This is a genomic window from Bradyrhizobium sp. Y36 (assembly GCF_002531575.1).
Taxonomy (GTDB): Bacteria; Pseudomonadota; Alphaproteobacteria; order Rhizobiales; family Xanthobacteraceae; genus Bradyrhizobium.
Genome location: NZ_NWTI01000027.1, coordinates 59558 through 80994, shown reverse-complemented (window position 1 = coordinate 80994; position 21437 = coordinate 59558). Strand labels below are relative to the sequence as shown.

The window sequence follows — 21437 nt, the reverse complement described above, 5'->3', positions numbered from 1 at the left end:
TAGTCAGGTATCGTGAGCTGTCAACTGCGGTAGACGGTCGGGTCGCCTAGGCTTCCCGCCGGATCAGCTTGATATCCCTGTCGGCGGCCCAAGCAGCTACGTCCTCGCGCTTCAGCGCTGTCGCCATGAGATCCGGAAACAGGTCCGGCGTGCAAGCGAAGACGGGAATGCCGAGACTAGCGACCTTCGCCGAGAGCACGGGATCGTGGGAGGGATGCCCGGTGTCGGTCAGCGCCAGCAGCACGATCACATTGATTCCGCGCGTTGCGAGCCGCGTCAGCCGGTCGACGAGCTCGTTTGCATTGCCGCCCTCATAGAGGTCGGTGATCAGGATCAGATGCGCTTTCGCCGGCCGTTCGATGCGCTCTTCGCAATAGGCAACGGCGCGGTTGATGTCGGTGCCGCCGCCGAGCTGGACGCCGAACAGCACCTCGACGGGATCGGCGAGTTCTTCGGTCAGGTCGACAATCGCGGTGTCGAAACAGACGAGCCTGGTCGCGACCACCGGAAGCGAAGCCATCACGGCCGCGAAGATCGAGGCATAGACGACCGAAGTCGCCATCGAGCCCGACTGGTCGACGCACAGAATGACCTCGTCCAGATCGACGATGCGCCGCTGCTGGCGCTGGAAGCCGATCAGCCGTTCGGGCACCACCGTGCGGTGCTCCGGCTGGTAATGGCGCAAATTGACCTTGATGGTGCGCGGCCAGTCGATGTCTGCAAAACGCGGGCGATTGGTGCGCAGGGAGCGGTTGAGGGCACCGCGGATCGCATCCGCCGTGCGCCGCTCGAGCCGCTCCATCAGCTCCGCCACCACCTTGGCGATCACGATGCGAGCCGTGTCCTTGGTCTTCTCCGGCATCACGCCGCGGAGCGCGACCAGATCGGCGATCAGGCTCACATCCGCCTCGACGGTCGCGAGAAATTCCGGCTCGAGCAGCATCTGGCGCAGGCCCTTGCGCTCGAAGGCGTCCTTCTGGATCACCTGCACCACCGGTGCAGGGAAGAACTCTCTGATGTCGCCGAGCCATTTCGCGACCCGTGGCGCCGAGCCGCCGAGCCCGCCACGGCCCTTCTTCGGCGCGTCGCCGCCATCGCCATAGAGCGCCGTCAGCGCCTCGGACAAGCGGCGGTCGCTGGCGGACAGGGAAGGGCCGTTCTCGTTTCCTTCGTCATCGACGCCGAGGGCGAGCGTCCAACGGCGGCTGCGTTCATCGGCCTCGCTCATCGCGCAGCTCCCGATCTGAGAAGTTCGAGCACGCGGGCCTGATGCGCGGGCCAGATATCGGTTGTGCCAGCGAGCAGCCGATATCCCCTGGCGGCACCGATGCTCCGCGTGAACAGCGCGTCCATCAAGCGCCTGCGCTCGGTCCGGTCCAGCGCCGAGAACACGCGGCGGAATAGCGGCAGGCTGGCTGTGAAGGCCTCGCCGTCCAGCGTCATCAGCCAGGCATCGACCGCGCCGCGGAGCGTCGCATCGTGGATCAGCCGCTGGCCGGCGCCCTCGAAAAAGCCTTCGAAGAAGCCGGCTGCTTCCGCGACCGGCGTGCCGGGCGAGAGCATGCGCGTCAGCAGGTCCGCCGCTTGATCGGCGGTCAGGAGTTCGGCCTCGTAGAGCAGCCGCGCCGCGGTACCGGCGATCAGCCGTGTCGCCCGATCGTCGTTCACGAGCGCGCGCAGCGCATCGCGCCAACTGGCCACGATCTCGATCTCGATCTCGATCTGGGCGAGCTGGATGGCAGCGTCGGCCGCGAGCAGCGCGCCGCGCAGCTTGGCCGCTGCGGGACCGTCCAGATTACGCGCGGCATAGGGCAGTGCGAGCGCGGCCTGCACCACGATGCGCGGCATCAAAGCCGCCAGATGCGCGGCCGTGCCGGCGCGCGCCTCGCCATAGCGCAGGATGTCCGCCATCGGAGGCAGCGCGGCAAGGAGGGATTGGCCGTCGCTCGTCAACGCTGCCTTGGTCTCCAATGCCGCGATGCCGAACTCGGTGGCGCGGGACAGGTCGGCGATCATTGCGTTGCGCACGAGCGTCGCCAGCGGTCCGAGCTCGGCTTCCTTCCCCATCGCTTCGATCAGACGTCCGCTGGCGGCCTCAGCGATCGTCGAACCGTAGAGGAGGTTTTCCACGAGCCTCACTGCGAATTCTGGCTCCCAGCGCAATTGCCAGTTCTCGCGAAACGTCCCGCGGCTGCGGCCCGCATCCGTCAGCCGTCCCCAGGGCACGTCGAGTGCGTCGAGCCGGTGCAGCAGCGTGGATCGCATCAGGCCGCTTTCGCTGCGCAGGTCGAGCGTCAACTGCCGGTCCAGCGCTTCCGGCTTGAGCCGCGTCGCTTTCTGTTGCCGCTGGAGATCCTCAAGCAAGGGGGAGAGCGGGGTCGCCGCGGGGATCGCGCCGACGCCTGCACCGATCAGCAGCTCGGACGAAATGTCGTCCCAGATGGCGCGCTCGCCATTGCAGAGGCAGGCGATCGCCGCCTCGCGCAGTTCCGCGAAACCCGGAGCTGGGCGGCCGCGCAGCGCGGCGAGAGCCGTGCCCAGACGCTGCGCCTCGATGACCGAGGCGGTTGATACGAAGTGGCCGCGGTGGCGCAGCACGCGGGTCACCTTGGCGAGCCATTCCGCGGCGCGATCCCGGTCTCGGGTCTCCCAGACATGCGCGCACCATCCCGGCGCAACCACCCCGGCGCCATAGCCGCTGGCGCGCGCCAGGCGTGGCGCCGTCCATGGCGCCCAGGTCGCCTTGACCTTGGTCTTCGGCCGGCCTTTGAGCAACTCGCGGTCCGCAGCAAGGCTGCGGCGCTCGGTGAGCGCCGGCACGTGCCAGGCGCCGCAGACGACAGCTATAGCGCCGTCGCACTCCTTGGCGACCTTCGCGATCTCGATCCGCATATGCGCTTCGCGCGCGGCCTCGCGGGCCGACGGCGACTTTTCGTCCGCGCGCAGCGCCGTCATCGCATCGGCGACCGCCGTGAAGATCGGCCCCGTTGCGGGATTTTCCTCGATGACGTCGGACCACCAGGACTCGCCGTCGTCATATCCGGCGGCCGCCGCGAGCGCGCCGATCGGATCGTGGCTGACGGGATCGGTCGCGGCGGCCCCTGCTGCGATTTCCTCCGCGACATCCCCCGCGGTCGCACCCAGCCGGTCCGACGCCGGCAGGTCGATGAACCGCAGGACCGCGCCGTGACGCACGGCCCAACATGCGGCCTGATATTCCGGCGAATAATCGGCAAAGGGAAAGAAGCTGGCGTTTGCGGGATTGTCTTCGGCATAGGTCAGCAGGGCAACCGGCGTGACCATGTCGGGGTCGGCGAGCATCGGCAGGAGCTCGGAGGCGTCCGCCGGCCCCTCGATCAGCACCGCCGCCGGTTTGAGCGCGTCGAGCGCTTCCACCAGCCGCCGTGCAGATCCGGGGCCGTGATGCCGGATGCCGAAGAGAGAGACCTGGGCTGCCATTGCTCGTGCCGCGCTGTCAGATCAAGTCGGTCAGCGAGGCATAATAGCCTTCGAAACCGCGCCGCTTCTTCAGCACGGTCTCAAGATATTCGCCGAGCACGGCCGTATCCTGTACCGGATCCTTGACGACGGCGCCGATCATGTTGTTGGCGAGCGTTTCCGGCGTCAGTCGGCCGTCATTGAAGAACGTCGCCTGGCTGATCCCGCCGATCATCACCGCGATCGCTTCGGCCGTCGACAGCCCGCCCGAGGGCGACTTCAGGGCGACCTTGCCGTCCTCCGTCGATCCCGAGCGCAGCTCCCGGAAGATCGAGACCACCCGTGCAACCTCGTCGGCGACGTTCTTTGGTGCCGGCAGGTCGAGGCTATGCGCCATCTCGCCGACGCGCTTGACGATGATCGCCACTTCCTCCTCGGCGCTGCCGGGCAGCGGCAGCACGACGACGTTGAAGCGGCGCTTGAGCGCCGACGACAGTTCGTTCACGCCCTTATCCCGGTTGTTGGCGGTTGCGATGATGTTGAAGCCGCGCTGGGCGTAGACCGCGGTGTTGAGCTCCGGGATCGGCATCATCTTCTCGGACAGCACGGTGATCAGCGTGTCCTGCACGTCGCTCCCCATTCGCGTCAGCTCCTCGAAGCGGCAGAGCTTGCCGCCTTCCATCGCGCGGATCAGCGGGGTGGGGACCAGCGCCTCGCGCCTTGGCCCATGTGCGAGCAACTGGGCATAGTTCCAGCCGTAGCGGATCTGGTTCTCGTCGGTCCCGGCGGTGCACTGGATCACCAATGTCGAGTCACCGGTGATCGCCGCGGCGAGGTGCTCGGAGACCCACGACTTGGCGGTGCCGGGCACGCCGAGCAGTAGGAGCGCGCGATCGGTTGCCAGCGTCGCGACAGCGGTCTCGATCAGGCGCTTGTCGCCTACATATTTGGCCGTGATCGGCGTGCCGTCGGCCGCCTTGCCGCCCATGAGATAGGTCACGACCTGACGCGGCGCGAGGGCCCAGCCGGGCGGGCGATGTTGATCGCCCACGGAAAGCGCTTTGAGCTCCGCCGCATAGCTCTCCTCGGCGGGCAGGCGCAGTTTCTCGCTCATGATCTTGCTCCCTTGTCGTCCAATGCGGCGTTGAGCCGTAGCATGTCGAGGCGCGGGTCGCCTTGAAGCAGGCCGGCGCCCGATAGCTGCTCCAGTGACCGTCGTGCGCCTTCGCGCGAGACGATCAGGCCGAGCGCATGAAGTTCTTCCGCGTGATCGGAGGGCTTGGCGTCGTCGCGTCGAAGCGCGGCGAGTAGCGCGTTGCCTGCCGGTGCGGACAGCGGACCTTGAAGTCGAGCCGCCGTACCCGCGATCAGTTGCGCCAGCTCGAAACGGATACCTTGTGCGTTCAAAGCCGCCTCGGCGTGCCTTGCGCGCTCAGCTGGTACCAGTCGCATCGCCAACGATATGACAAGGCCGGTCGCACCGTGGTCGGCGACCGCGTCCGCCGCTTGCGTGACTTGCTCATCCGCTCCCGTCGCCGCGATCAGCTCGACCAGCGCGGCATCGGCCGGCTGGTCCGCGCCCCAGTCCCAGGCGGCGATCAATTCCTGCGGGGCAAGGCCGAGCGCGCCGGAGAACGAGGCAAGGTCGATGCCGTCGAACAGCGCCTTTCGGCGCAGCGATTGCGCCGCTGTCTTGAGTGGCTCGGCCTGGACCACGCGTACGCGGCGCAGCAGTCCCTTGGTCTTCACTGCGAAAAATCCCGCGAGCTCTGCCGCGTCTTCTCCCGCAGCAGGGCCGCGTCCAAGGCGTGAGAGCAGCGAGGTCGCAAGCGCCTTGACCTTGGGGGCGCGATCGTTGGCCGCGATGCCTTCAAGGAAGCTGGTGTCGTCATCGGACAGCCGCTCCGACAGCAGCGACAACAGGCGCCATCGCGCATCAGCCGTCTCGCCTGCGAACCTTGCCTCAAGCACCGCGCGCGCCGCGGACGGATCCCGGCGCCTGAGCTCGGCCAGGGCGACCTTGCGCGCGGCCGGCCAAAAGTCGCCCCAATTGTCGGTAGTGAGCCGGTCATCTGTCTGCTGCCGCGCGACGCTGCTGGATGCCGCATTCGCCGCCCAGTCGCGCCAGCTTGCGTAGACATCCGGCACGTCATCGTCGTCGGCTTCGGGCATCCAATCTGACGGATGCACCGTCCAGCCGCGCGCCGCGAGGAAGTGGACGAGATCGGACTTGACCTTGGCCTGTTTCTTCGTGGCCAGGATCCGCCGAGCCAGCGGACGCAAGGTCTCGGGCATCGTCGGCAATGGAAGCAGGGGAATGTCGGGCAGGATGCGGAGTGCCGAGGACGGCTCCATCAGCACCGAGGTGCCGAGAAACTGGCCGGCAAGGGCAAGCAGCCGCAACTCCGCCTCGGTCGGATCGTCACCGAGATCGGTGCGCCAGAACGAGGCTGCGGGGGCGGCCGCCGATCCCATCGTCCAGCGCGCGAGCACGGCACCCATCGCGTCAAAGATCATCTCGGTCTTGATTGCCTCGGTCTTGATTGCCTCAGTCATGATTGTCTCAGTCATGGCCGCCGATCCGTCCCCAAGGGGTCTGTGCGGCGAGGATGGCGAGCCGGTTGCCGGACCAGATCGCAGCCGTGCGCGTGAGCTCAGTGCCGCAGAGCAGACCATCGACTTCGGAGGCGAGGGGCAATGTCGTCAGGCCGTCGGCCGAACGCCACCAGGTCTGCCCGGCATCGTCGCGGGCGAGCCGCCCCTGTGGCAGCAGCAACGGAATGTCGATCGTCCACGGCTCTGCCAGCAACGGTCGCGTCAACGCCTCGGCGGTCGGTTCGTCCGGCAGCGGCCATTCCAGCGCCGGCATCGCCTGCGTGGCGTCGCGCCGGCCCAGCAAAGCGCGGAGCGGCTGCGCCGATTGATAGAAGATGAGCTCGCCATGAAAACGCTCGCCGGGCGTGAACACCGAGCCGCGCCGTCCGGCGCTTGCCGGGAAGAAATCGAGCAACATCGCAAAACGCGGACCGGCCGCGGCGAGATTGAGCAACCAGGTGGTCTGTGAGACAAGGCCGTCACGGCGCGTCTGAACCTGCTCGGCCAGAACTTCCCAGTGCGCTTCGAGCCGCAGCGCCCTTGGGTCGGAGAGCACCGTTTCGCGTGTCTCCGATGCCGCTACGGCGCGCCGGACCTCGGCATCGCGTGGCGCGGCACGGAAGGCCCGCGCGAGCAGAACCAGCTTGCCGAGCTCGACAACAGCGCCGCGCGGCCGGTCGCCTGCGGAAAGCGCGAGCAGGCGGGACGGCAATTCGTCGATGCGTCCGGCGAGCACCGCGGCCTTGCCATCGACCAGCCGCGCTGCGATGCGCCGGCATCGTGCCGTGGCATCGTCGATGAAGCCCGCCAATCCCATGCGGAGCTGATCGCCGATCCATTGCTCGAGCGCGTCCAGCGCATCGAGAATGGCGCGTTCGGTTTCCTCGCCTCGCTTGGCTGCCTGCGCCTCGCGCCGCGCCAGGTCTTTAGGGTCCTCGGCGACCTCAGGTTCACTGGCACGCGCGGCGCGCAAATCCTTCTCGGTGGCGGACGGTGCATCGCTTGCAGATCTTGCCGCCGAGGTGCCGCGCCGGCGGCCCAGCCAATCGCTGACCCAGGCCGGCGTGTCGGCGGGTATGAATGGCACGATGGCTTCGGCATTGAGCCACAACAGGCCGAGAACGTGTTTACAGGGGAATTTGCGTGACGGACACGTGCACTTGTTGCCGAGGTCGCGCAGATCGGCCATCACGCGATAGGGATTGGCACCGGAGCCGGCGCATTCGCCCCATATTAGTGCGCCGTCGAGGCTGACGCCGACGCCGGACCATTTGGCGGGCTTGGCAAGGCCGGCGGCGGCCTTGAGCGAGGATTGATCGGTAGCGAGTTGCTCGACCGCCTTGAGATCAATTGCCACGCCGGTTTCCCAAATCGAATCCAGGGCCGGCAGTATATCGGGCAACAATGAAAGCTCAATGTCGCCGCGAGCGAGACGCGCGCTGCACCCGGTGATCGTGATGCCGGTTGGCGTCCGGCGCGTCGAGCCCGAGCGCATTGCGGGTCTTGCGCGGCAGCTTGGCCGCGATCAGCGCATGCGCCTGAGTGAGATAGGTTGTGAGGTCTGCGTCCGACAGGGCGTTGTTGCTGACGAGCTGCACCCATTTGGCGCGCGCCAGATAGGGCGCCGGTCGCGCCAGGCCGTGTTCGATCAGCATGGCATAGGCCATGTTGGAGACCTTGAACATGTAACCGCCGGAGCGCCCGGCAAAGCCGCCGCCGAGCGCGAACATCTTGCCGCCGACCTTGAACACGGACGTGCCCTCCCATTGCACGACCTTCGTCACGGCGGGCAGGCGCAGGCAGCGGGCTTCAAAGGTCCTGGGCGTCATCGCCGAAGCGATAGCAGGTTGCGCGCTGCTTGCAACGTTGCGCCGGCGGCCTCGCGCAGAAACACCAGCTTGTTTCGCCTGCTTCGCACCGCCATGGCGAACTTCGTGTGTGCCGCTCTTTGTGAGTTGTGCCCGAGCGGCAGGCAGCTACCATGTGGCGGCTGTCGTGGAACACGGGGCGAGCACAAGCGGAGGCAATATGAGCGGGCAGGAGCGCAAGGTGAAGGGATCGGACCTGTTTGTCGCCGCGCTGGAGAACGAAGGTGTGGACCGCATCTTCGGCGTCCCCGGCGAGGAGAACCTCGATGTGGTGGAATCGCTCCGCACCTCCAGGATCGAGCTGGTCCTGACCCGCCACGAACAGGCTGCCGCCTTCATGGCCGCCACGCATGGCAGGCTGACCGGCAAGCCCGGCGTTTGCCTGTCGACGCTCGGCCCCGGTGCGCTCAATTTGTCGACGGGCGCGGCCTATGCGCATCTCGGCGCGATGCCGATGATCCTGATCACCGGCCAGAAGCCGATCATGAGCAGCCGGCAGGCGCGCTTCCAGATCGTGGACGTGGTCGCGACCATGAAGCCGCTGACCAAGCTGTCGCGGCAGATCGTCAGCGCCTCCAGCATTCCGACCGTGGTGCGCGATGCCTTTCGCGTCGCGATGGAGGAGCGGCCCGGCCCGGTGCATCTCGAGCTGCCCGAGGACATCGCCGGCGACGAAGTGGCTGCCGTCCCCGTGATTCCGGTCCACCCGATCGAGATCCCGGTCGCTCATCGTGCCGCGCTCGACCGCGCCGCCGAGATGATTCTGACGGCGAAGCGGCCATTGGTGATGATGGGTGCGGCGACCAGCCGGCCGCGATCGACCCACGGCATCGCCAGTTTCGTGCGGCGCACCGGCATTCCGTTCTTCACGACGCAGATGGGCAAAGGCACCGTGCCAGGCGGCACCAATCTCTATATGGGCACCGCCGCGCTGTCCGAGCGTGACTACGTCCACGACGCCATCGACGCTGCCGACCTGATCGTCGCGATCGGTCACGACCCCATCGAGAAGCCGCCCTTCATCATGGGCCCGTCGGGGCCGAAGGTCATTCATGTCAGCTACACGTCGGCCAGCGTCGAGCAGGTCTATTTTCCCGATGCCGAGGTCGTCGGCGATGTCGGCCCGAGTCTGGAGCTGCTCGCCGACCGGCTCGAAGGCAAGCTGCCACAGGCTGGGGCGCTGTTGCCGTTGCGCGAGGAAATCCTCGCTCATATCGCCGACCGCGCTACCGAGGCGCGTTGGCCGCCGACCCCGCAGCGCATCGTGCACGACATCCGCCAGGTGATCCCCGAGAACGGCATCGTCGCGCTCGACAACGGGATGTACAAGATCTGGTTCGCGCGCAACTACCGCACCCGCGTCGCCAACACGCTGCTTCTCGACAACGCGCTGGCGACCATGGGCGCTGGCCTGCCGTCGGCGATGATGGCCGCGATGCTCTATCCCGACCGTCGCGTGCTGGCGGTTGCCGGCGACGGCGGATTCATGATGAACAGCCAGGAGATGGAGACGGCCGTCCGTCTCAAGCTCAATCTGGTCGTGCTGGTGCTGGAGGACAATGCCTACGGCATGATCCGCTGGAAGCAGGCTGTCGATCACTTCGCCGATTACGGCATGACCTTCGGCAATCCGGATTTTGCGCTTTACGCCAGGGCTTATGGGGCGAAGGGGCATCGAATTGAGAGCATCGACAGCTTCGGCCCGACGCTCGATGCCGCCTTCAGGGAGGGTGGTGTGCATCTGGTCTCGATCCCGATCGACTATTCGGAGAACGTGCGGGTGCTCGTGGACGAGTTGCGGGCGCGGGAAAAGAAATAGCGAGGATACTTCCACTTCTGGGTCATACTTATGTCGTTGCGTCAGCCAAGGCGGGAGGTATTATCGAGTATTGATCTCTGGTTGAGGTGAGATATGGGCTGGATACGCATTGCCGGAAAGAGTCTCGAGTTCACCGGAAAGATTGTGCAATCGGCAAGCTTTGAGGATTGGGCGCTCTCAAAGGGCGAGCAAATCGTCAATGAGTTCGCACAAAAGAGGACAATTGCGTTCTTTGGAAAGAAGAAGGCAGCTAAGAAGGAGATCTGGCAAGACCTCGTCAACGTGTCCCGGAAGCCTGCGCTGTTCGCCGTGATTAACGATCTGGCGAAGAGTTATGAGAGAACGATCCTACTCGTGGCAAATGCCGTGCAGAGTAATCAGTATCTGGCAGATGGGCACACTTATGCTGTGCCAACGACGGCAGTTAATTCGCTACATCGCGCGATTGTCGAATCTCGCTTGTCTAAATCAGACGAATTTCGAGAACTTAAAGGGGGCGCTGAGCTTCAGTCGTTTTTTTACGATGAGTTTGTAGCTCAGCTTGATAGCGCGTTTCAGCTTTTGCGTCCAAGCGCTTCCGATCCGCTAAAGCTGAGTGATTCTTGGTATGCGGTCGGCTCAAACGTCGACTACGATTGGCGCTACACAAACGAAACGTGGAAGGGCTATCTTTTTCTTCATGGAAGATCTTCGCACTACGTTGAGCCTAGCAAGGATCGGAACCGTTTAGAGAAGATAGCAAAGCAAATAACGAGCCTCGAGTTGACGTTGGGGACGTTCTCAAAAGAAGAAAAACTAGCGTTTGTCGCAGAGTGGATCAGAGTGAGGGACCGGATTCTGAGCGGAGAAAAAGTGTCCGATGCGCCGGCTTTGGTACAATAAGTAACGTGAAAATCTATGGAGCTACGAAAGAATGACCCGCGTTCGTTGTGTCACCGAGATGGGCATGGGCGTCGACGTCCACGGCCGGGACGCCACCAAGGCGGCGAAGCGGGCGGTCTCTGATGCGATCCGGCATTCGAGCCTCGGCTTCTTCCGCATGATCGGCAAGACCGCGAACGACATGTTCGTCGACGTCACCATCGGCGTGCCAAACCCGGACGCCGTGGACAAGGAAGCCGTTGCCAAGGAGCTTCCCTACGGCACCGTGACCGTCACCGCAGTCAAGGGCGGGCTGGAGATCCCCTCGGCCACGGAAGTCGCCAACGATCCCATCCTGATCGCCAACGCCGCCGTCATCGTCAGCTTCGACAAGGATTAGGCCGGTGTCCGACAGTGATGAGGCACTGCTGGATCGGCCGATCTGGAGCGCGCTGACAACCAGCCACAAGCATCTGGCCGAAGGCGGACCGCTGGCTTTACGCTATCCCGTCGACATGACGCCGTTTGCCGACATGGCCGACATGTCTCCGGCGAGCTTTGCCGCGCTCCGTGATCTCTTGTCGGGCACGCAGGTCGCTGCGCTGTTCACGCCGGAGCCGGTCGAGATGCCCGCCGGGTTCAAGGTCGTGCTGGCCGAGACCGGCGAGCAGATGATCGGCTCGCCCGCCGACAGCCCGCTGAGCGATGCCGAGATCGTCACGCTGGGGCCGGCCGACGTGCCTGCGATGACGGCGCTCGTCGAGCTGACCAAGCCCGGGCCGTTCGCATCGCGCACCCACGAGCTGGGGACGTTCCTCGGCATCCGCTCCGGAGGCGAGCTGGTTGCGATGACGGGCGAGCGGATGAAGCCCGGAAAGTTCGTCGAGATGACGGCGGTCTGCGTGCATCCCGACTATCGCGGGCGCGGCTATGCGCAGGCTCTGCTCGCGGCGGTCGGACGACGGATCGAGGCGCGGGGTGAGATTCCGTTCCTGCACGTGTTCTCGAACAACAATTCGGCGATCGCGCTTTATCAGCGGCAGGGCATGCGGATCCGGCGCCGGCTGTACGTGACCGCGTTCATGAGGGACGGATAGGCGCCCTCCGCGGCGCCCTTCATTTCCTGCGAATATTCGCTATATCCGTCCCAACCAGAATTTGGGGGAGACACATGGACGCCAGAACGACTGATTTTTCCGCCGTGCGGACGGCGATGCAGCGTTACGTCGATCAGGAGATTATTCCCGGCGTATCCTGGGCCGTGTTGCGCGGTCGCGAATTGGTCGATCAACAATGCGTCGGCTTTGCCGATCGCGAGGCGAGCGCTGCGCTGCGGCCCGACCATGTCTTCCGCGCGTTCTCCAACACCAAGATCTTCGTCACCTGCGCGATCATGCTGCTGGTCGAGGAGGGCCGCATCGGGCTGGACGACAGGGTCGAGACCTTTCTGCCGCAACTCGGCAATCGCAAGGTGCTGAAGCAGGGCGCTTCGAGCCTTGCCGATGTCGAGCCGGCGAAGGACCCGATCACGATCCGCCAGCTCCTGACCCACACCTCCGGTCTCAGCTACGGCATCTTCGATCCCGGTAGCGTGCTGTTCAAGGGCTACAACGAAGCGCGGGTGCTCAATCCGCTGACGCCGCTCTCCGATATGATCGACAAACTGGCCGATCTGCCGCTGTCCTATCATCCCGGCACGGCCTGGGAATATTCCGTCGCCACAGACGTGCTCGGCCGCGTCGTGGAGGTCGTCTCGGGTCAGTCCCTCGATGCGTTCCTCAAGGCACGCATCTTCGATGTCCTGGGCATGACCGACACCGGCTTCGACGTTCCCGAGGCGCAGCAGGGCAGGCTGGTTGCGCTCTACAATGGCGCCGACGTGCTCGACCCCATGAAGCCGGGCCTCACGCGCGCGGATAATCTGCCGTTTCCGCAGGCCTACCGCCGGCCGTTCCCGCGGTTGTCGGGGGGCGGCGGTCTGGTCTCGACCCTGCCGGACATGCTCGCGCTGGTGCGCGCGCTGCTGCCCGGGTCGGATGCGCTGCTGAAGCCGGACACGCTGCGGCAGATGATGACGAACCAGCTGCCCGCGGGGCAGACCATCCGCTTTGCCAATCTCGGCCCGATCCCCGGCAAGGGCTTTGGCCTCGGCGGCGCCATCACCTTCGCGCCGACGCCGTTCGATCCGCCGAACTCCACTGGCGAATTCCAGTGGGGCGGGCTTGCCGGCACGCATTGGTGGATCTGCCCGGAGGCCAACACCGCGGGCGTCCTGATGGCCCAGCGTTATATGGGCTTCTGGAATCCGTTCTTCTTCGAGTTCAAGCGCCTGGCCTATCAGGCCGTCGGAGGCTGAGCGCGAAAAAAATTGCGAGCGCCCGCGAATCCTTTTCGGCCGGAGCGTCCTCTTGATCGTCGAGGCACTTGGTCTCGGCTCATGTCGGAGGATGCAATGGCGTTTTACAGGAAGAATATCGGCGGCTTGCACCAGATGGTGCGGATTGCTCTGGGCGTCGCCGTGGCGATTGCAGCCGTGGTTTATCTGGCCGGTTCGACGGCGTGGCTGGTCGCGCTCGGCGGCGCCGGCTTCGCGCTGACCGGCCTCGTCGGCTATTGCCCGATGTGCGCAATTTCAGGGATCGGGCGAGGGGGCGTGTCGTGAGCGCGGCTGCAATCTCACCAAAGCTGTTCGAAGCCGCGCGGCTCGGCGATCCCGACGCGATCGCCTCGCTGCTCGCCACGGCGCAGCCGGACATCCGCCGCTATGCGCGCCAAACCTGCCGGAGCTCGGCGGATGCCGAGGATGCGACGCAGGAGGCGCTGTGGATCCTGTTCCGCCATGTCGGCACGATCCGCTCGCTGCTGGCGTTTTCGGCGTGGCTGTTCAGCGTGGTTCGCCGCGAATGCCTGCGGCTGGCGCGCCGGGCGGGTCTTGCTCCTGCCGTCGATGTGAGTGAGGTGGAGGCCGCATTGCTGCTGCGGCCTGAAGCCGACCTGCGGCTCGACGTGGCCGCGGCGTTCGAAGCGCTGCCGCCGCATTATCGCGACGTCGCGCTGATGCGCGACGTCAAGGAAATGACCATCGACGAGATCGCCGACGCGCTCGGTGCCGCCAGGCAAACCGTCAAGGCGCGCCTGCATCGCGCTCGCGCCCTGATGCGCGAATATCTGACGAGGTGAGCCATGACCGATTATCAAAAGCCTGACGATCTGAAATCGGTTCCGGCGTTGATCGCGCTCGCGCCGGTCGAAGCCAATGCGTTTCTTGCCTTCAACCATGCGGTCGAGCGCAAGGACGGATTGATCCCGCCGAAATATCGCGAGCTGATCTCGCTCGCGGTCGCGCTGACCACGCAATGTGCCTATTGCCTCGACGTGCATACGGCGCAGGCGGCCAAGGCCGGTGCAACGCGGGAGGAGGTGGCGGAAGCCGCATTGATCGCTGCGGCGGTCCGTGCCGGTGGCACGCTCGGTCATGCGCTGCTGGCGCAACGCCTGTTCGAGCGGCATCGCAGCGACGGAGAGACATAGGCGTTGCGGGCGGGAGGTATCACCTCCCGCCCGCTGTTTGTGTCAGTCCTTCCACGGATCGAACTCGCCTTCGCCGGCCATGGCGACGGCGAAAGGTCGCAGCGTATGCAGCACCCGCACGGTGCCGGCATGCTGCGCCAGAACGTCCGGCAGGCGGCGATAGGCCATCGGGCTCTCGTCGAGATCGGCACCGATCAAGGTGACGCCGCGCTCGTTGAGCCACCGGTCCATCTCCGCGCGCGAGAAGCGACGCTTGGCCTCCCTCCGTCCGAACATGCGGCCGGCGCCGTGAACGGTCGAATAGAGCGAAGCCTTGGCTTCCGGACTGTCGACACCTTCGAGGATGACGGCGTCGTCGCCCATGGAGCCCCCGACGAATCCCTTCTGACCGGGAAACGCCGGCGTCGCGCCCTTGCGCACCACCCACAGATCGCGCCCGTCGTGGGTCTCACGCCAGGCGTAGTTGTGGTGGTTGTGCACGCTCTCGGTCACGCTGCCGCCGATGATCTGGCGGACGCGTTCGACGACCCACGCGCGGCCCGCATAGGCGTAACGCCCGGCGAGCTGCATCGCCGCGATGTAGCGGCGACCGAGCTCGCTGTCCTCGTCGACCACGGCGGGCGGGACGTTCATGCCGTCCTTGCCGCCGGCGGCCTTGAGGTAGCGGGTCGCGGAGGTGTGCCCGAGACCGCGGCTTCCGAAATGGACGCCGATCCAGACATAGCCCTCCTCGTCGCTCATGAGGTCGACATAGTGGTTGCCCGATCCGACCGTGCCGAGCTGGCTCACGGCCTTCTGGCGGTAGCTCTCCATGTCGCTCTCGCGCCAGGCATCGCCGTCGTCGAACAGCTCGTGCTCGGCGCGTTCGGCGTTGGTGCGGCCAACGCCGAACGAGATCGCCTTGGCGACGTCGCGGATGATCGTGGGCGCGATCCCGGCGATGTCGTCGAAGCGCGTGTCGAGCCGGGCCGCCATGTTGCCGCAGCCGATGTCGAAGCCGACGCCGGAGATGCTGATCTGCTTCTCATAGGCGATGACCCCGCCGACCGGCTGAGCGTAACCGAGATGGCCGTCGGCGCAGATCACGCCGGAGACGACGTTGCCGACCGCCATGCAGTTGCGCATCTGCGCGATGGTTGCATCCTCGTGCGGACCGAAGATCTTCAGCGGCGCGTTCTGGAAGCGGGCATCCTGCATCCGGAACTCGGCGATCGAGCTTGCGGTCGCATTGGCCTCGCGGGCGAGATGCTCCTTGCGCGCTGCGTCCTTGTAAAGGCACCAGGCCGGCTGGCCGCGTCCTTCGCCGACGCGCGAGTCGGGATCGACACCGGCGGCGAGGCAGAGCTCGCGGGCGCGTTCCATGTAGGGATCGGGTCGTCGCATGGTCGTGAGTCCTTGTCATTCCGTGCGCACCATAACCGGGGCACGTGGATCCTTTCAGAGATTTTCGGAGGCTCCGGACGCATCTCGCGTCCGGAGCCATTCTCGTTGCGCATCAGTTCAATGTCGTTTCCGACGCCGCGATCCACGCGACCACGGCCTCGGAGAAGCCGTTGACGCGGGTCCAGGCGCCGTGACCGACACCGTGCTGATACGAGGCCACGTTGACGATGGTGCCGCGCGCCCTCGGCTCGGGCACCTGGTCGTGGCTCTGCTCGTCGGTGAAGACGATCAGGCGATCACCCTTGCGGTCGATCTCCCCCACCGCCTTGCCGAGCCAGGTCCCGCTATGGGCCTGCGAGTTGATGATCGCATCCCGCAGCGCGAAACCACGGCGGGGAGGGACCTTCACCAACTTGTCGCTGAAGGTGAAGATCTCGACCTCGTCGCAGATCTCGCGGGCGAGAATGGCAAGGCCACACGCCGCCTCCGCGCGCGTCATTTCCGACTGCGCGGAGAGGGTTGCGAACATCGAGCCCGACACGTCGATCAGGAGCCGCGTCCGGCCCGGGAGCCGCACGTGGTCCTTGACCGACTTGAGCATCGCAGCCTCGAGCTCGGGCTCGAAGTCCGGCGCATAGCGCGCCGCCGTGATGAAGCGATAGGGAAGGATACGATCCGTCCGCATCGCCTCGATCGCGCCTGCGATGGTCTCGCGCGGCACCTGCGCAGTCTGCATCAGCCGCAGGTTGCGCAGCAGCGCCAGGCCGCCGAGCTTGCGCTCGGCGATCAGCCGCTCGAACGTCTCGCGCTTGTTCTTGCCGGCCGAGAGCGAAACCTCCCAGGTGTCGGGGGAGGCGAGCTCGCCATCGACAAGCTGCTTCCACACCTTGGCCTGGTCGGCGTCCTTCGGCTTGGCGTGGACCAGGAACAGCACGTCCCTGATCCGCACCGCGCCGTCGCGGTCCCACTTGGCGAGCTGGTAGGCGTCGAACTTGGTCAGCGCGCGGGCAAGACCCTTCTTGACCTGCGCGGAGACCGGCTGACGCTTGCGCTGCTGCATGGGGCCGAGCGCATCCGCCCAGTAGATCGCGAGCAGCTCCGTCATCTCGTCGGGGCGCTGGATCACCTGGGCGAGCGTGTCGGCCACGAGCGCGCGGTGCTTTTCGCTCCGCGCCATCTCGCGGATGACGAGCAGCGGCGCGTGCCGCAGCTTCATCACCTCGCGCGCCTCGATCGCAAGCTGCGCCACGCGCGCAGGGGCGACCTTGGGCACGAGCGCCTTGATGCGGTCGGCGATGGAAACGCCGTCCTCGTAGAACTGGTCCTCCCACAGGAGGCAGTTCATCAGCGCGCGCTTCAGCTCCATTTCGGGCGTGAAGCGAACGGCACGGGAGCCCTCACGCGTGAAGGCGCGAACGATCTTGTTGAGCCTGACCATGACGGCCTCCTCTTGGGTTGATGGGACGGGAAACGGGTGCCGGGGAACAGGCGAGGCTGCTCTGCCCACGAGGGGCTCCACATGCTCTACCGCTGAGCTACGGACTTGCGTCCGGAAGGAGTCGAACCTTCGACAGTGTGATTCACGAAGTAACAGCGCTCTTCACCACCGGCGGTGGCTAAGGGGACACGATCCGGGAACAAGCGATTCTGAGACCCGGCAAGCGACAGCTTGCCGGAAAGCGCTCTGGCCACTGAGCTACCGGTGCATGGTACACCGGACGGGATTCGAACCCGCGACCTCTCGCGTGATAGGCGAAGTAACAGAAATCTTCACCACGGACCGTGATGGAGTTGGCGGGGAACGAGCGATGCTGTTGCTGCCCTTGCGGGCCATCCGCCTTTCGGCGCGCAGGGGTCGAACCTGCTCGACGCTCTCGCGCCTTTACCGTGAAGTAACAGCTATCTTCACCACCGCCAGGCCGGTGCTTTCGCATCGGCCGTTGATGGGTACGCTGGGGAACGGGCGATATCGGCTTTCAGTGACGACAACACAGGGCGCGCTCTTGCGAGCAGACCCTGCGCCGGGCCGCGTGCGTACCTTTTCCGAGGCCGCATCCCGGTGCGTGTGTCAAAGGCGGGAGGCATACCCGCTTTACCGTGGAGGAAGTATCCGAGATCTTCACCACCAGCGTCGGTTGAGCCGCGATCATTCGCGGCAAACCGAGTTACAAAGATCTATCGCGGCGCTGTCGACGCGCCGCACTTGGCGAACCCTCGTGGATTCGCTCTGCCATCGGTGTCCGGCTCATCGCCTCGTTCCCTCCGGCAGGCCCCGCGCGCTTGGGCACGCGCCTTCCCAGCGCGAGCCCCGAGATCCGGGTCTCTCGTTCCGGCCGTGGCCGGGTCGTTCGATGGGGCCGCGCGGCGGGCAACAAAAAACCCTCCGGAGCGGCAGGCTCGGGAGGGTCCGTGAGAAGCGGACTGTCGATCTTGCGGTCAGGCAAGATCGCTCCCATGAGCCGGGCATGCGCAATCGAATAGCTTGGAGCTATTCGGCATGCTGACAATTCTTTCGTAGCGGAGTGACATCGCTCGGTTCATGGTGCTTGTCGCAAACGGAAGTGTTTGCGAGGGCGCGGGACATACGCCCGCAACTTGCGGATGTCAAGCGAGGCGCGAGTGGAAATTTGAAAATGACGGATGCATGACGTGCCGACCTATCTCGGTCTCGACGGATTTCGCTTCGGATGGGTCGCAGCCTGGATCGACGAACGCGGCGATCACGGCTTCGATTATTCACCGGGCCTGACTCGTCTGCTCGCGATGCCGCACGCGCGCGCGATGATCGACATGCCGATCGGATTGAATCCAGGCGGTTATCGTGAGTGCGATCTGCGGGCGCGCGCGCTGGTCGGCCCTGCGGTGTTTCTTGGTGCGCGGCGCGACCTCTGGACATTCCCTGACATGGCGGCGGCCAATCGCCACTACTGGGACCATGAAGGCAAGGGCAGGGGCGTGTCCGCGCAGCTCTGGAATATCAGGGACAAGCTGCGAGAGGTCGACGAGATCATGACGCCGGAGCGGCAAGCGACGATCGGCGAAGCGCATCCGGAATTGATCTTCTGGAAACTCGCGCGGCAGGTGCGGCTCGAGCCGAAGACATCACTGCGGGGCCGCGAGCAGCGCATCGCGCTGCTGAGAGATCGCGGCTTCACCAGCGTCGAGCGATGGCTGACGCTTCGCCACGGCACCGGCATCGGCCGCCACGACCTCATCGACGCCTGTGCTTGCGCGGTCGCAGCCCGCGACAGTAACGAACGGGTCGGCGGCGGGGAGATCGATCCGCGCGGGCTGCGAATGGAGATCAACTACTGATCCCGGGATTGCCGGCCTCCTGTCGGGAAAAAGAGGCAATTTATTTGAAGCTTGCAGGAACTGCCGACGGCCGATCTGCGTTCCCCGTTCGAACAACAGGACAGAGAAGCTCGTGCGATGAATGATGTCAGTCAGTTCGCGACCGCGATGCTCGCGCTCGTCTTCACCGGAGCACTGCTCATCACCGGCCAGCTCTTCATCGAGCAACGCGCGCAGCGCGACGCGGTGTTCGCCACCAGCCATGTGCTGAAACGACTGTAGCGGTGACGGTTCGGCCTTGCGCCGTTCGTTCGCCAGCCTAGATTAGGCGGCATCTCACGAACGCAGCCGGAGCGCCGATGTCTGATCTGTCCGCTTTCCCCATCACCAGGCGTTGGCCTGCCAAGCATCCCGAGCTGCTTCAGCTCTACTCGCTGCCGACGCCGAACGGCGTCAAGGTCTCGATCATGCTGGAGGAGACCGGGTTGCCCTACGAGGTCCATCTGGTCGATTTCGGCAAGGACGATCAGAAGACCCCCGAGTTCGTCTCGCTCAACCCGAACGGCAAGATTCCGGCGATCCTCGATCCCAACGGTCCCGGCGGTCGGCCTTTGCCGCTGTTCGAGTCCGGGGCGATCCTGCAATACCTCGCGGAGAAGACCGGCAAGTTCCTGCCGGAGGATGCCGCGCGCCGCTATCAGACGCTGCAATGGCTTCACTTCCAGATGGGCGGCGTCGGGCCGATGTTTGGTCAGGTCGGCTTCTTCCACAAATTCGCCGGCAAGGATTTCGAGGACAAGCGGCCCCGCGACCGCTACGTCGCCGAAGCCAGGCGCCTGCTCGGCGTGATGGACACGCATCTTTCCAGCCGGCAGTGGTTCATGGATGACGACTACACCATCGCCGACATCTCCATGCTCGGCTGGGTGCGCAATCTCATCGGCTTCTATGGTGCCGGCGATCTCGTCGAGTTCACCCGGTTCAAGTCGGTCGGTGCGTGGCTCGAACGGGGGCTTGCGCGCCCGGCGGTGCAGCGCGGGCTGAACATTCCGCAGCGGCCGTAAGCTCAGGTCAGCGCCTTGTAGGTCATGTAGGCCGCCATCAGCGAGACGAGCGCGATCATGGCCCGGCGCAGCACCGATCTGCTCACGCCGTTGGCCATGCGTGCACCGAGGTCGGTGCCGATCCAGAGGCCGGCGAGTATGCCGATGACCGCCGGCCACCCCACCATGAGGCCCTTGCTCCAGTAGATCCAGGCCGGCGGAAGGTTGGTTGGGATCACCGAAAAGACGAGACTGACGAGCTGCGCCTGATGTTGCGGCACGCGAAGTCCGGCGGCGAGGCCGACGGTGATCGCAAGGCCGCCGCCAATACCCATGAAGCCGGAGGAAAAGCCTGCAACCGTGCCGATCAGGAGCAGCGGCAGCCAGTGAAGGTCATCGCGGGCGCCGGCTTCAAAGCTCCCGTCCTTGCGGTCGCGGCGCAGGATCAACAGCGCGATCAGCACGACCAGATAGACGACATAGGTCCATTGCAGGACGACGTCGGAAACCGCGGTTGCCGCATAGCCGCCGCCGGCGCCGCCGATCACAAATCCCAAGCCGATCCAGATGATCCAGGGCAGGGGGCTGCGATTGCCGCTTTGCCAATAGCGGCGGATGCCGGCGAGACCCGTCGGAGGAATCTGAGCGATCAGCGAGGTGCCCTGGGCAACATGTTGCTCGGCTCCGAGCAGCAGCACCGAGAAGATCACGAGGCCGCCGCCCGGGCTCGTGCCCGTGAAGCCCGATGCCAGCCCGGCGACCAGGCCGACTCCGGTACCGGCGAGGAGGTCGTGAAGCCAAGGCATGGCCTACATCCTGGCTCGTCGCCTGACGTCGGGTTTCGCCGTGCGAAACCCTTCGATCACGACGGCTACAGCTGCCATGCAGGCCTCGACGTCGATATCCTCGCCCCAGCACTTCTGCAGCACAAAGCCCTGGAAGATCGCGATCAGCACCCGCGCGATGGCCTCCGCGCCGAGATCGCGCTTGATGAGGCCGTCATGCTGGCCGCGCTCGACCAGCGCGACGATCAATGCGCGCGGCATGTCGATGCCTTCGACCACGCTGTTGCGGACGCGGCGGTTGCGCAGGGCCTCGGCCCAGCCATGGATGCCGACACGGCGGCGCGCTTCGCCGGCGGGATCGGTGAGCCATTGTGCGTAGACGCGCACCAAGGCGTGAAGTCCTTCGATCGGGTCGCCCGACCCCTGCGCAACCGAGTTGAGCACGCCTTCGCGCCGATGCCGGTCGTCGGCGAGCGCCTCGATCAGATCGTCCTTGCTCTGGAAGTAGAGATAAACGGCGCCGTGGCTCAAGCCGGATCGCTTGACGATGTCGGCCATGCCGGTCTGGTGAAAGCCGTCCTCGGCGAAACAGGCGAGGGCGGCTTCGAGGATCTGCTGGCGCCGGCTTTCCCGCTGCTTGTCGCTGATCTTGGGCATTGGGCCGTCCCTAAATAACTGACAGGATGATCGTTTTTCTGTTGGCTTCCGTTGGAGGCGTCACACGTCGATCAAAATAAAAAACGACCAGTCAGTCACTTTTTATTGCGCAAGAGGATTTTGGTCAAGTCCAGCCGGCTTCGGCCGGGAAGGAGCAGGATTG

General features: G+C 65.3%; 21 protein-coding genes. 11 read left to right on the top strand and 10 right to left on the bottom strand.

Annotated features, from left to right (window positions below; all coding sequences use genetic code 11):
- Positions 1-46: 46 nt before the first annotated feature.
- From CO669_RS31670 to CO669_RS31645, 6 genes are read right to left on the bottom strand one after another with little or no spacing between them, the layout of a single operon-like run.
- On the bottom strand, positions 47-1228 hold the full coding sequence (locus tag CO669_RS31670) for a VWA domain-containing protein (RefSeq protein ID WP_097666037.1): 1182 nt from the start codon (positions 1226-1228) through the stop codon (positions 47-49).
- Complete coding sequence (locus tag CO669_RS31665) at positions 1225-3459, bottom strand: DUF5682 family protein (protein WP_097666035.1); 2235 nt, start codon at positions 3457-3459, stop codon at positions 1225-1227. The genes CO669_RS31670 and CO669_RS31665 overlap by 4 nt, the downstream gene beginning before the upstream one ends.
- Positions 3460-3475: 16 nt before the next feature.
- Positions 3476-4552, bottom strand: coding sequence for an AAA family ATPase (locus CO669_RS31660; protein ID WP_097666033.1), 1077 nt, complete (start codon positions 4550-4552; stop codon positions 3476-3478).
- Positions 4549-5994, bottom strand: a complete 1446-nt coding sequence (locus CO669_RS31655) for a DUF5691 domain-containing protein (RefSeq protein WP_097666031.1) — start codon at positions 5992-5994, stop codon at positions 4549-4551. Before CO669_RS31655 ends, CO669_RS31660 begins: the two co-directional genes overlap by 4 nt.
- A 7-nt stretch (positions 5995-6001) precedes the next feature.
- Entirely contained in the window at positions 6002-7528 is a 1527-nt protein-coding gene (locus CO669_RS31650; RefSeq protein ID WP_245444603.1) for an SWIM zinc finger family protein, read from the bottom strand.
- Positions 7446-7862, bottom strand: a complete 417-nt coding sequence (locus tag CO669_RS31645) for an MmcQ/YjbR family DNA-binding protein (RefSeq protein ID WP_097666027.1) — start codon at positions 7860-7862, stop codon at positions 7446-7448. Before CO669_RS31645 ends, CO669_RS31650 begins: the two co-directional genes overlap by 83 nt.
- A 199-nt stretch (positions 7863-8061) precedes the next feature.
- Between CO669_RS31645 and CO669_RS31640 the strand changes: the two genes are divergently transcribed.
- The 8 genes from CO669_RS31640 (at position 8062) to CO669_RS31605 (ending at position 14112) form a co-directional block, all read left to right on the top strand.
- Positions 8062-9720: an acetolactate synthase large subunit gene (locus tag CO669_RS31640; RefSeq protein ID WP_097666025.1), complete on the top strand. Its 1659-nt coding sequence runs from the start codon at positions 8062-8064 to the stop codon at positions 9718-9720.
- Positions 9721-9813: 93 nt separating this feature from the next.
- Positions 9814-10602 carry a hypothetical protein gene (locus CO669_RS31635; protein ID WP_097666023.1) on the top strand — a complete coding sequence of 263 codons (789 nt, stop codon included), beginning with the start codon at positions 9814-9816 and terminating at the stop codon, positions 10600-10602.
- 31 nt (positions 10603-10633) lie between these two features.
- A complete protein-coding gene (locus CO669_RS31630) occupies positions 10634-10981 on the top strand; it encodes a Lin0512 family protein (RefSeq protein ID WP_097666021.1) in 348 nt (115 codons plus the stop codon).
- Positions 10982-10985: 4 nt separating this feature from the next.
- Positions 10986-11678 (top strand): GNAT family N-acetyltransferase, encoded by a 693-nt coding sequence (locus CO669_RS31625; RefSeq protein ID WP_198964363.1) that lies wholly within the window; start codon positions 10986-10988, stop codon positions 11676-11678.
- A gap of 74 nt (positions 11679-11752) precedes the next feature.
- On the top strand, positions 11753-12937 hold the full coding sequence (locus CO669_RS31620; protein ID WP_097666017.1) for a serine hydrolase domain-containing protein: 1185 nt from the start codon (positions 11753-11755) through the stop codon (positions 12935-12937).
- A gap of 96 nt (positions 12938-13033) precedes the next feature.
- Entirely contained in the window at positions 13034-13243 is a 210-nt protein-coding gene (locus CO669_RS31615; protein WP_198964362.1) for a YgaP family membrane protein, read from the top strand.
- On the top strand, positions 13240-13761 hold the full coding sequence (locus CO669_RS31610; RefSeq protein WP_097666013.1) for an RNA polymerase sigma factor: 522 nt from the start codon (positions 13240-13242) through the stop codon (positions 13759-13761). Before CO669_RS31615 ends, CO669_RS31610 begins: the two co-directional genes overlap by 4 nt.
- A gap of 3 nt (positions 13762-13764) precedes the next feature.
- Positions 13765-14112 (top strand): carboxymuconolactone decarboxylase family protein, encoded by a 348-nt coding sequence (locus tag CO669_RS31605; RefSeq protein WP_097666011.1) that lies wholly within the window; start codon positions 13765-13767, stop codon positions 14110-14112.
- Positions 14113-14154: 42 nt separating this feature from the next.
- Here the strand turns inward: CO669_RS31605 and CO669_RS31600 are convergent, their stop codons facing one another.
- Together CO669_RS31600 and CO669_RS31595 are read right to left on the bottom strand one after the other, a co-directional pair.
- The gene (locus CO669_RS31600) at positions 14155-15495 is read right to left on the bottom strand and encodes an RtcB family protein (RefSeq protein ID WP_097666009.1); all 1341 of its coding nucleotides are present in this window, start codon (positions 15493-15495) and stop codon (positions 14155-14157) included.
- 112 nt (positions 15496-15607) lie between these two features.
- Entirely contained in the window at positions 15608-16933 is a 1326-nt protein-coding gene (locus CO669_RS31595; protein ID WP_097666007.1) for a TROVE domain-containing protein, read from the bottom strand.
- A 1211-nt stretch (positions 16934-18144) separates the two neighbouring features.
- Here CO669_RS31595 and CO669_RS31590 point away from each other — a divergent pair.
- The 3 genes from CO669_RS31590 to CO669_RS31585 all read left to right on the top strand — a co-directional run bounded on the left by CO669_RS31590 (position 18145) and on the right by CO669_RS31585 (position 19853).
- The gene (locus CO669_RS31590) at positions 18145-18810 is read left to right on the top strand and encodes a DUF429 domain-containing protein (RefSeq protein ID WP_097666077.1); all 666 of its coding nucleotides are present in this window, start codon (positions 18145-18147) and stop codon (positions 18808-18810) included.
- A 117-nt stretch (positions 18811-18927) separates the two neighbouring features.
- Positions 18928-19071 carry a hypothetical protein gene (locus CO669_RS36240; protein WP_198964361.1) on the top strand — a complete coding sequence of 48 codons (144 nt, stop codon included), beginning with the start codon at positions 18928-18930 and terminating at the stop codon, positions 19069-19071.
- A 77-nt stretch (positions 19072-19148) separates the two neighbouring features.
- The gene (locus CO669_RS31585) at positions 19149-19853 is read left to right on the top strand and encodes a glutathione S-transferase N-terminal domain-containing protein (protein ID WP_097666005.1); all 705 of its coding nucleotides are present in this window, start codon (positions 19149-19151) and stop codon (positions 19851-19853) included.
- 2 nt (positions 19854-19855) lie between these two features.
- On the opposite strand, the gene CO669_RS31580 is transcribed toward CO669_RS31585, so the two are convergent.
- Both CO669_RS31580 and CO669_RS31575 read right to left on the bottom strand, forming a co-directional pair.
- Positions 19856-20638, bottom strand: coding sequence for a sulfite exporter TauE/SafE family protein (locus CO669_RS31580; RefSeq protein ID WP_097666003.1), 783 nt, complete (start codon positions 20636-20638; stop codon positions 19856-19858).
- Positions 20639-20641: 3 nt separating this feature from the next.
- On the bottom strand, positions 20642-21274 hold the full coding sequence (locus CO669_RS31575; protein WP_097666001.1) for a TetR/AcrR family transcriptional regulator: 633 nt from the start codon (positions 21272-21274) through the stop codon (positions 20642-20644).
- Between the last annotated feature and the right edge of the window lie 163 nt (positions 21275-21437).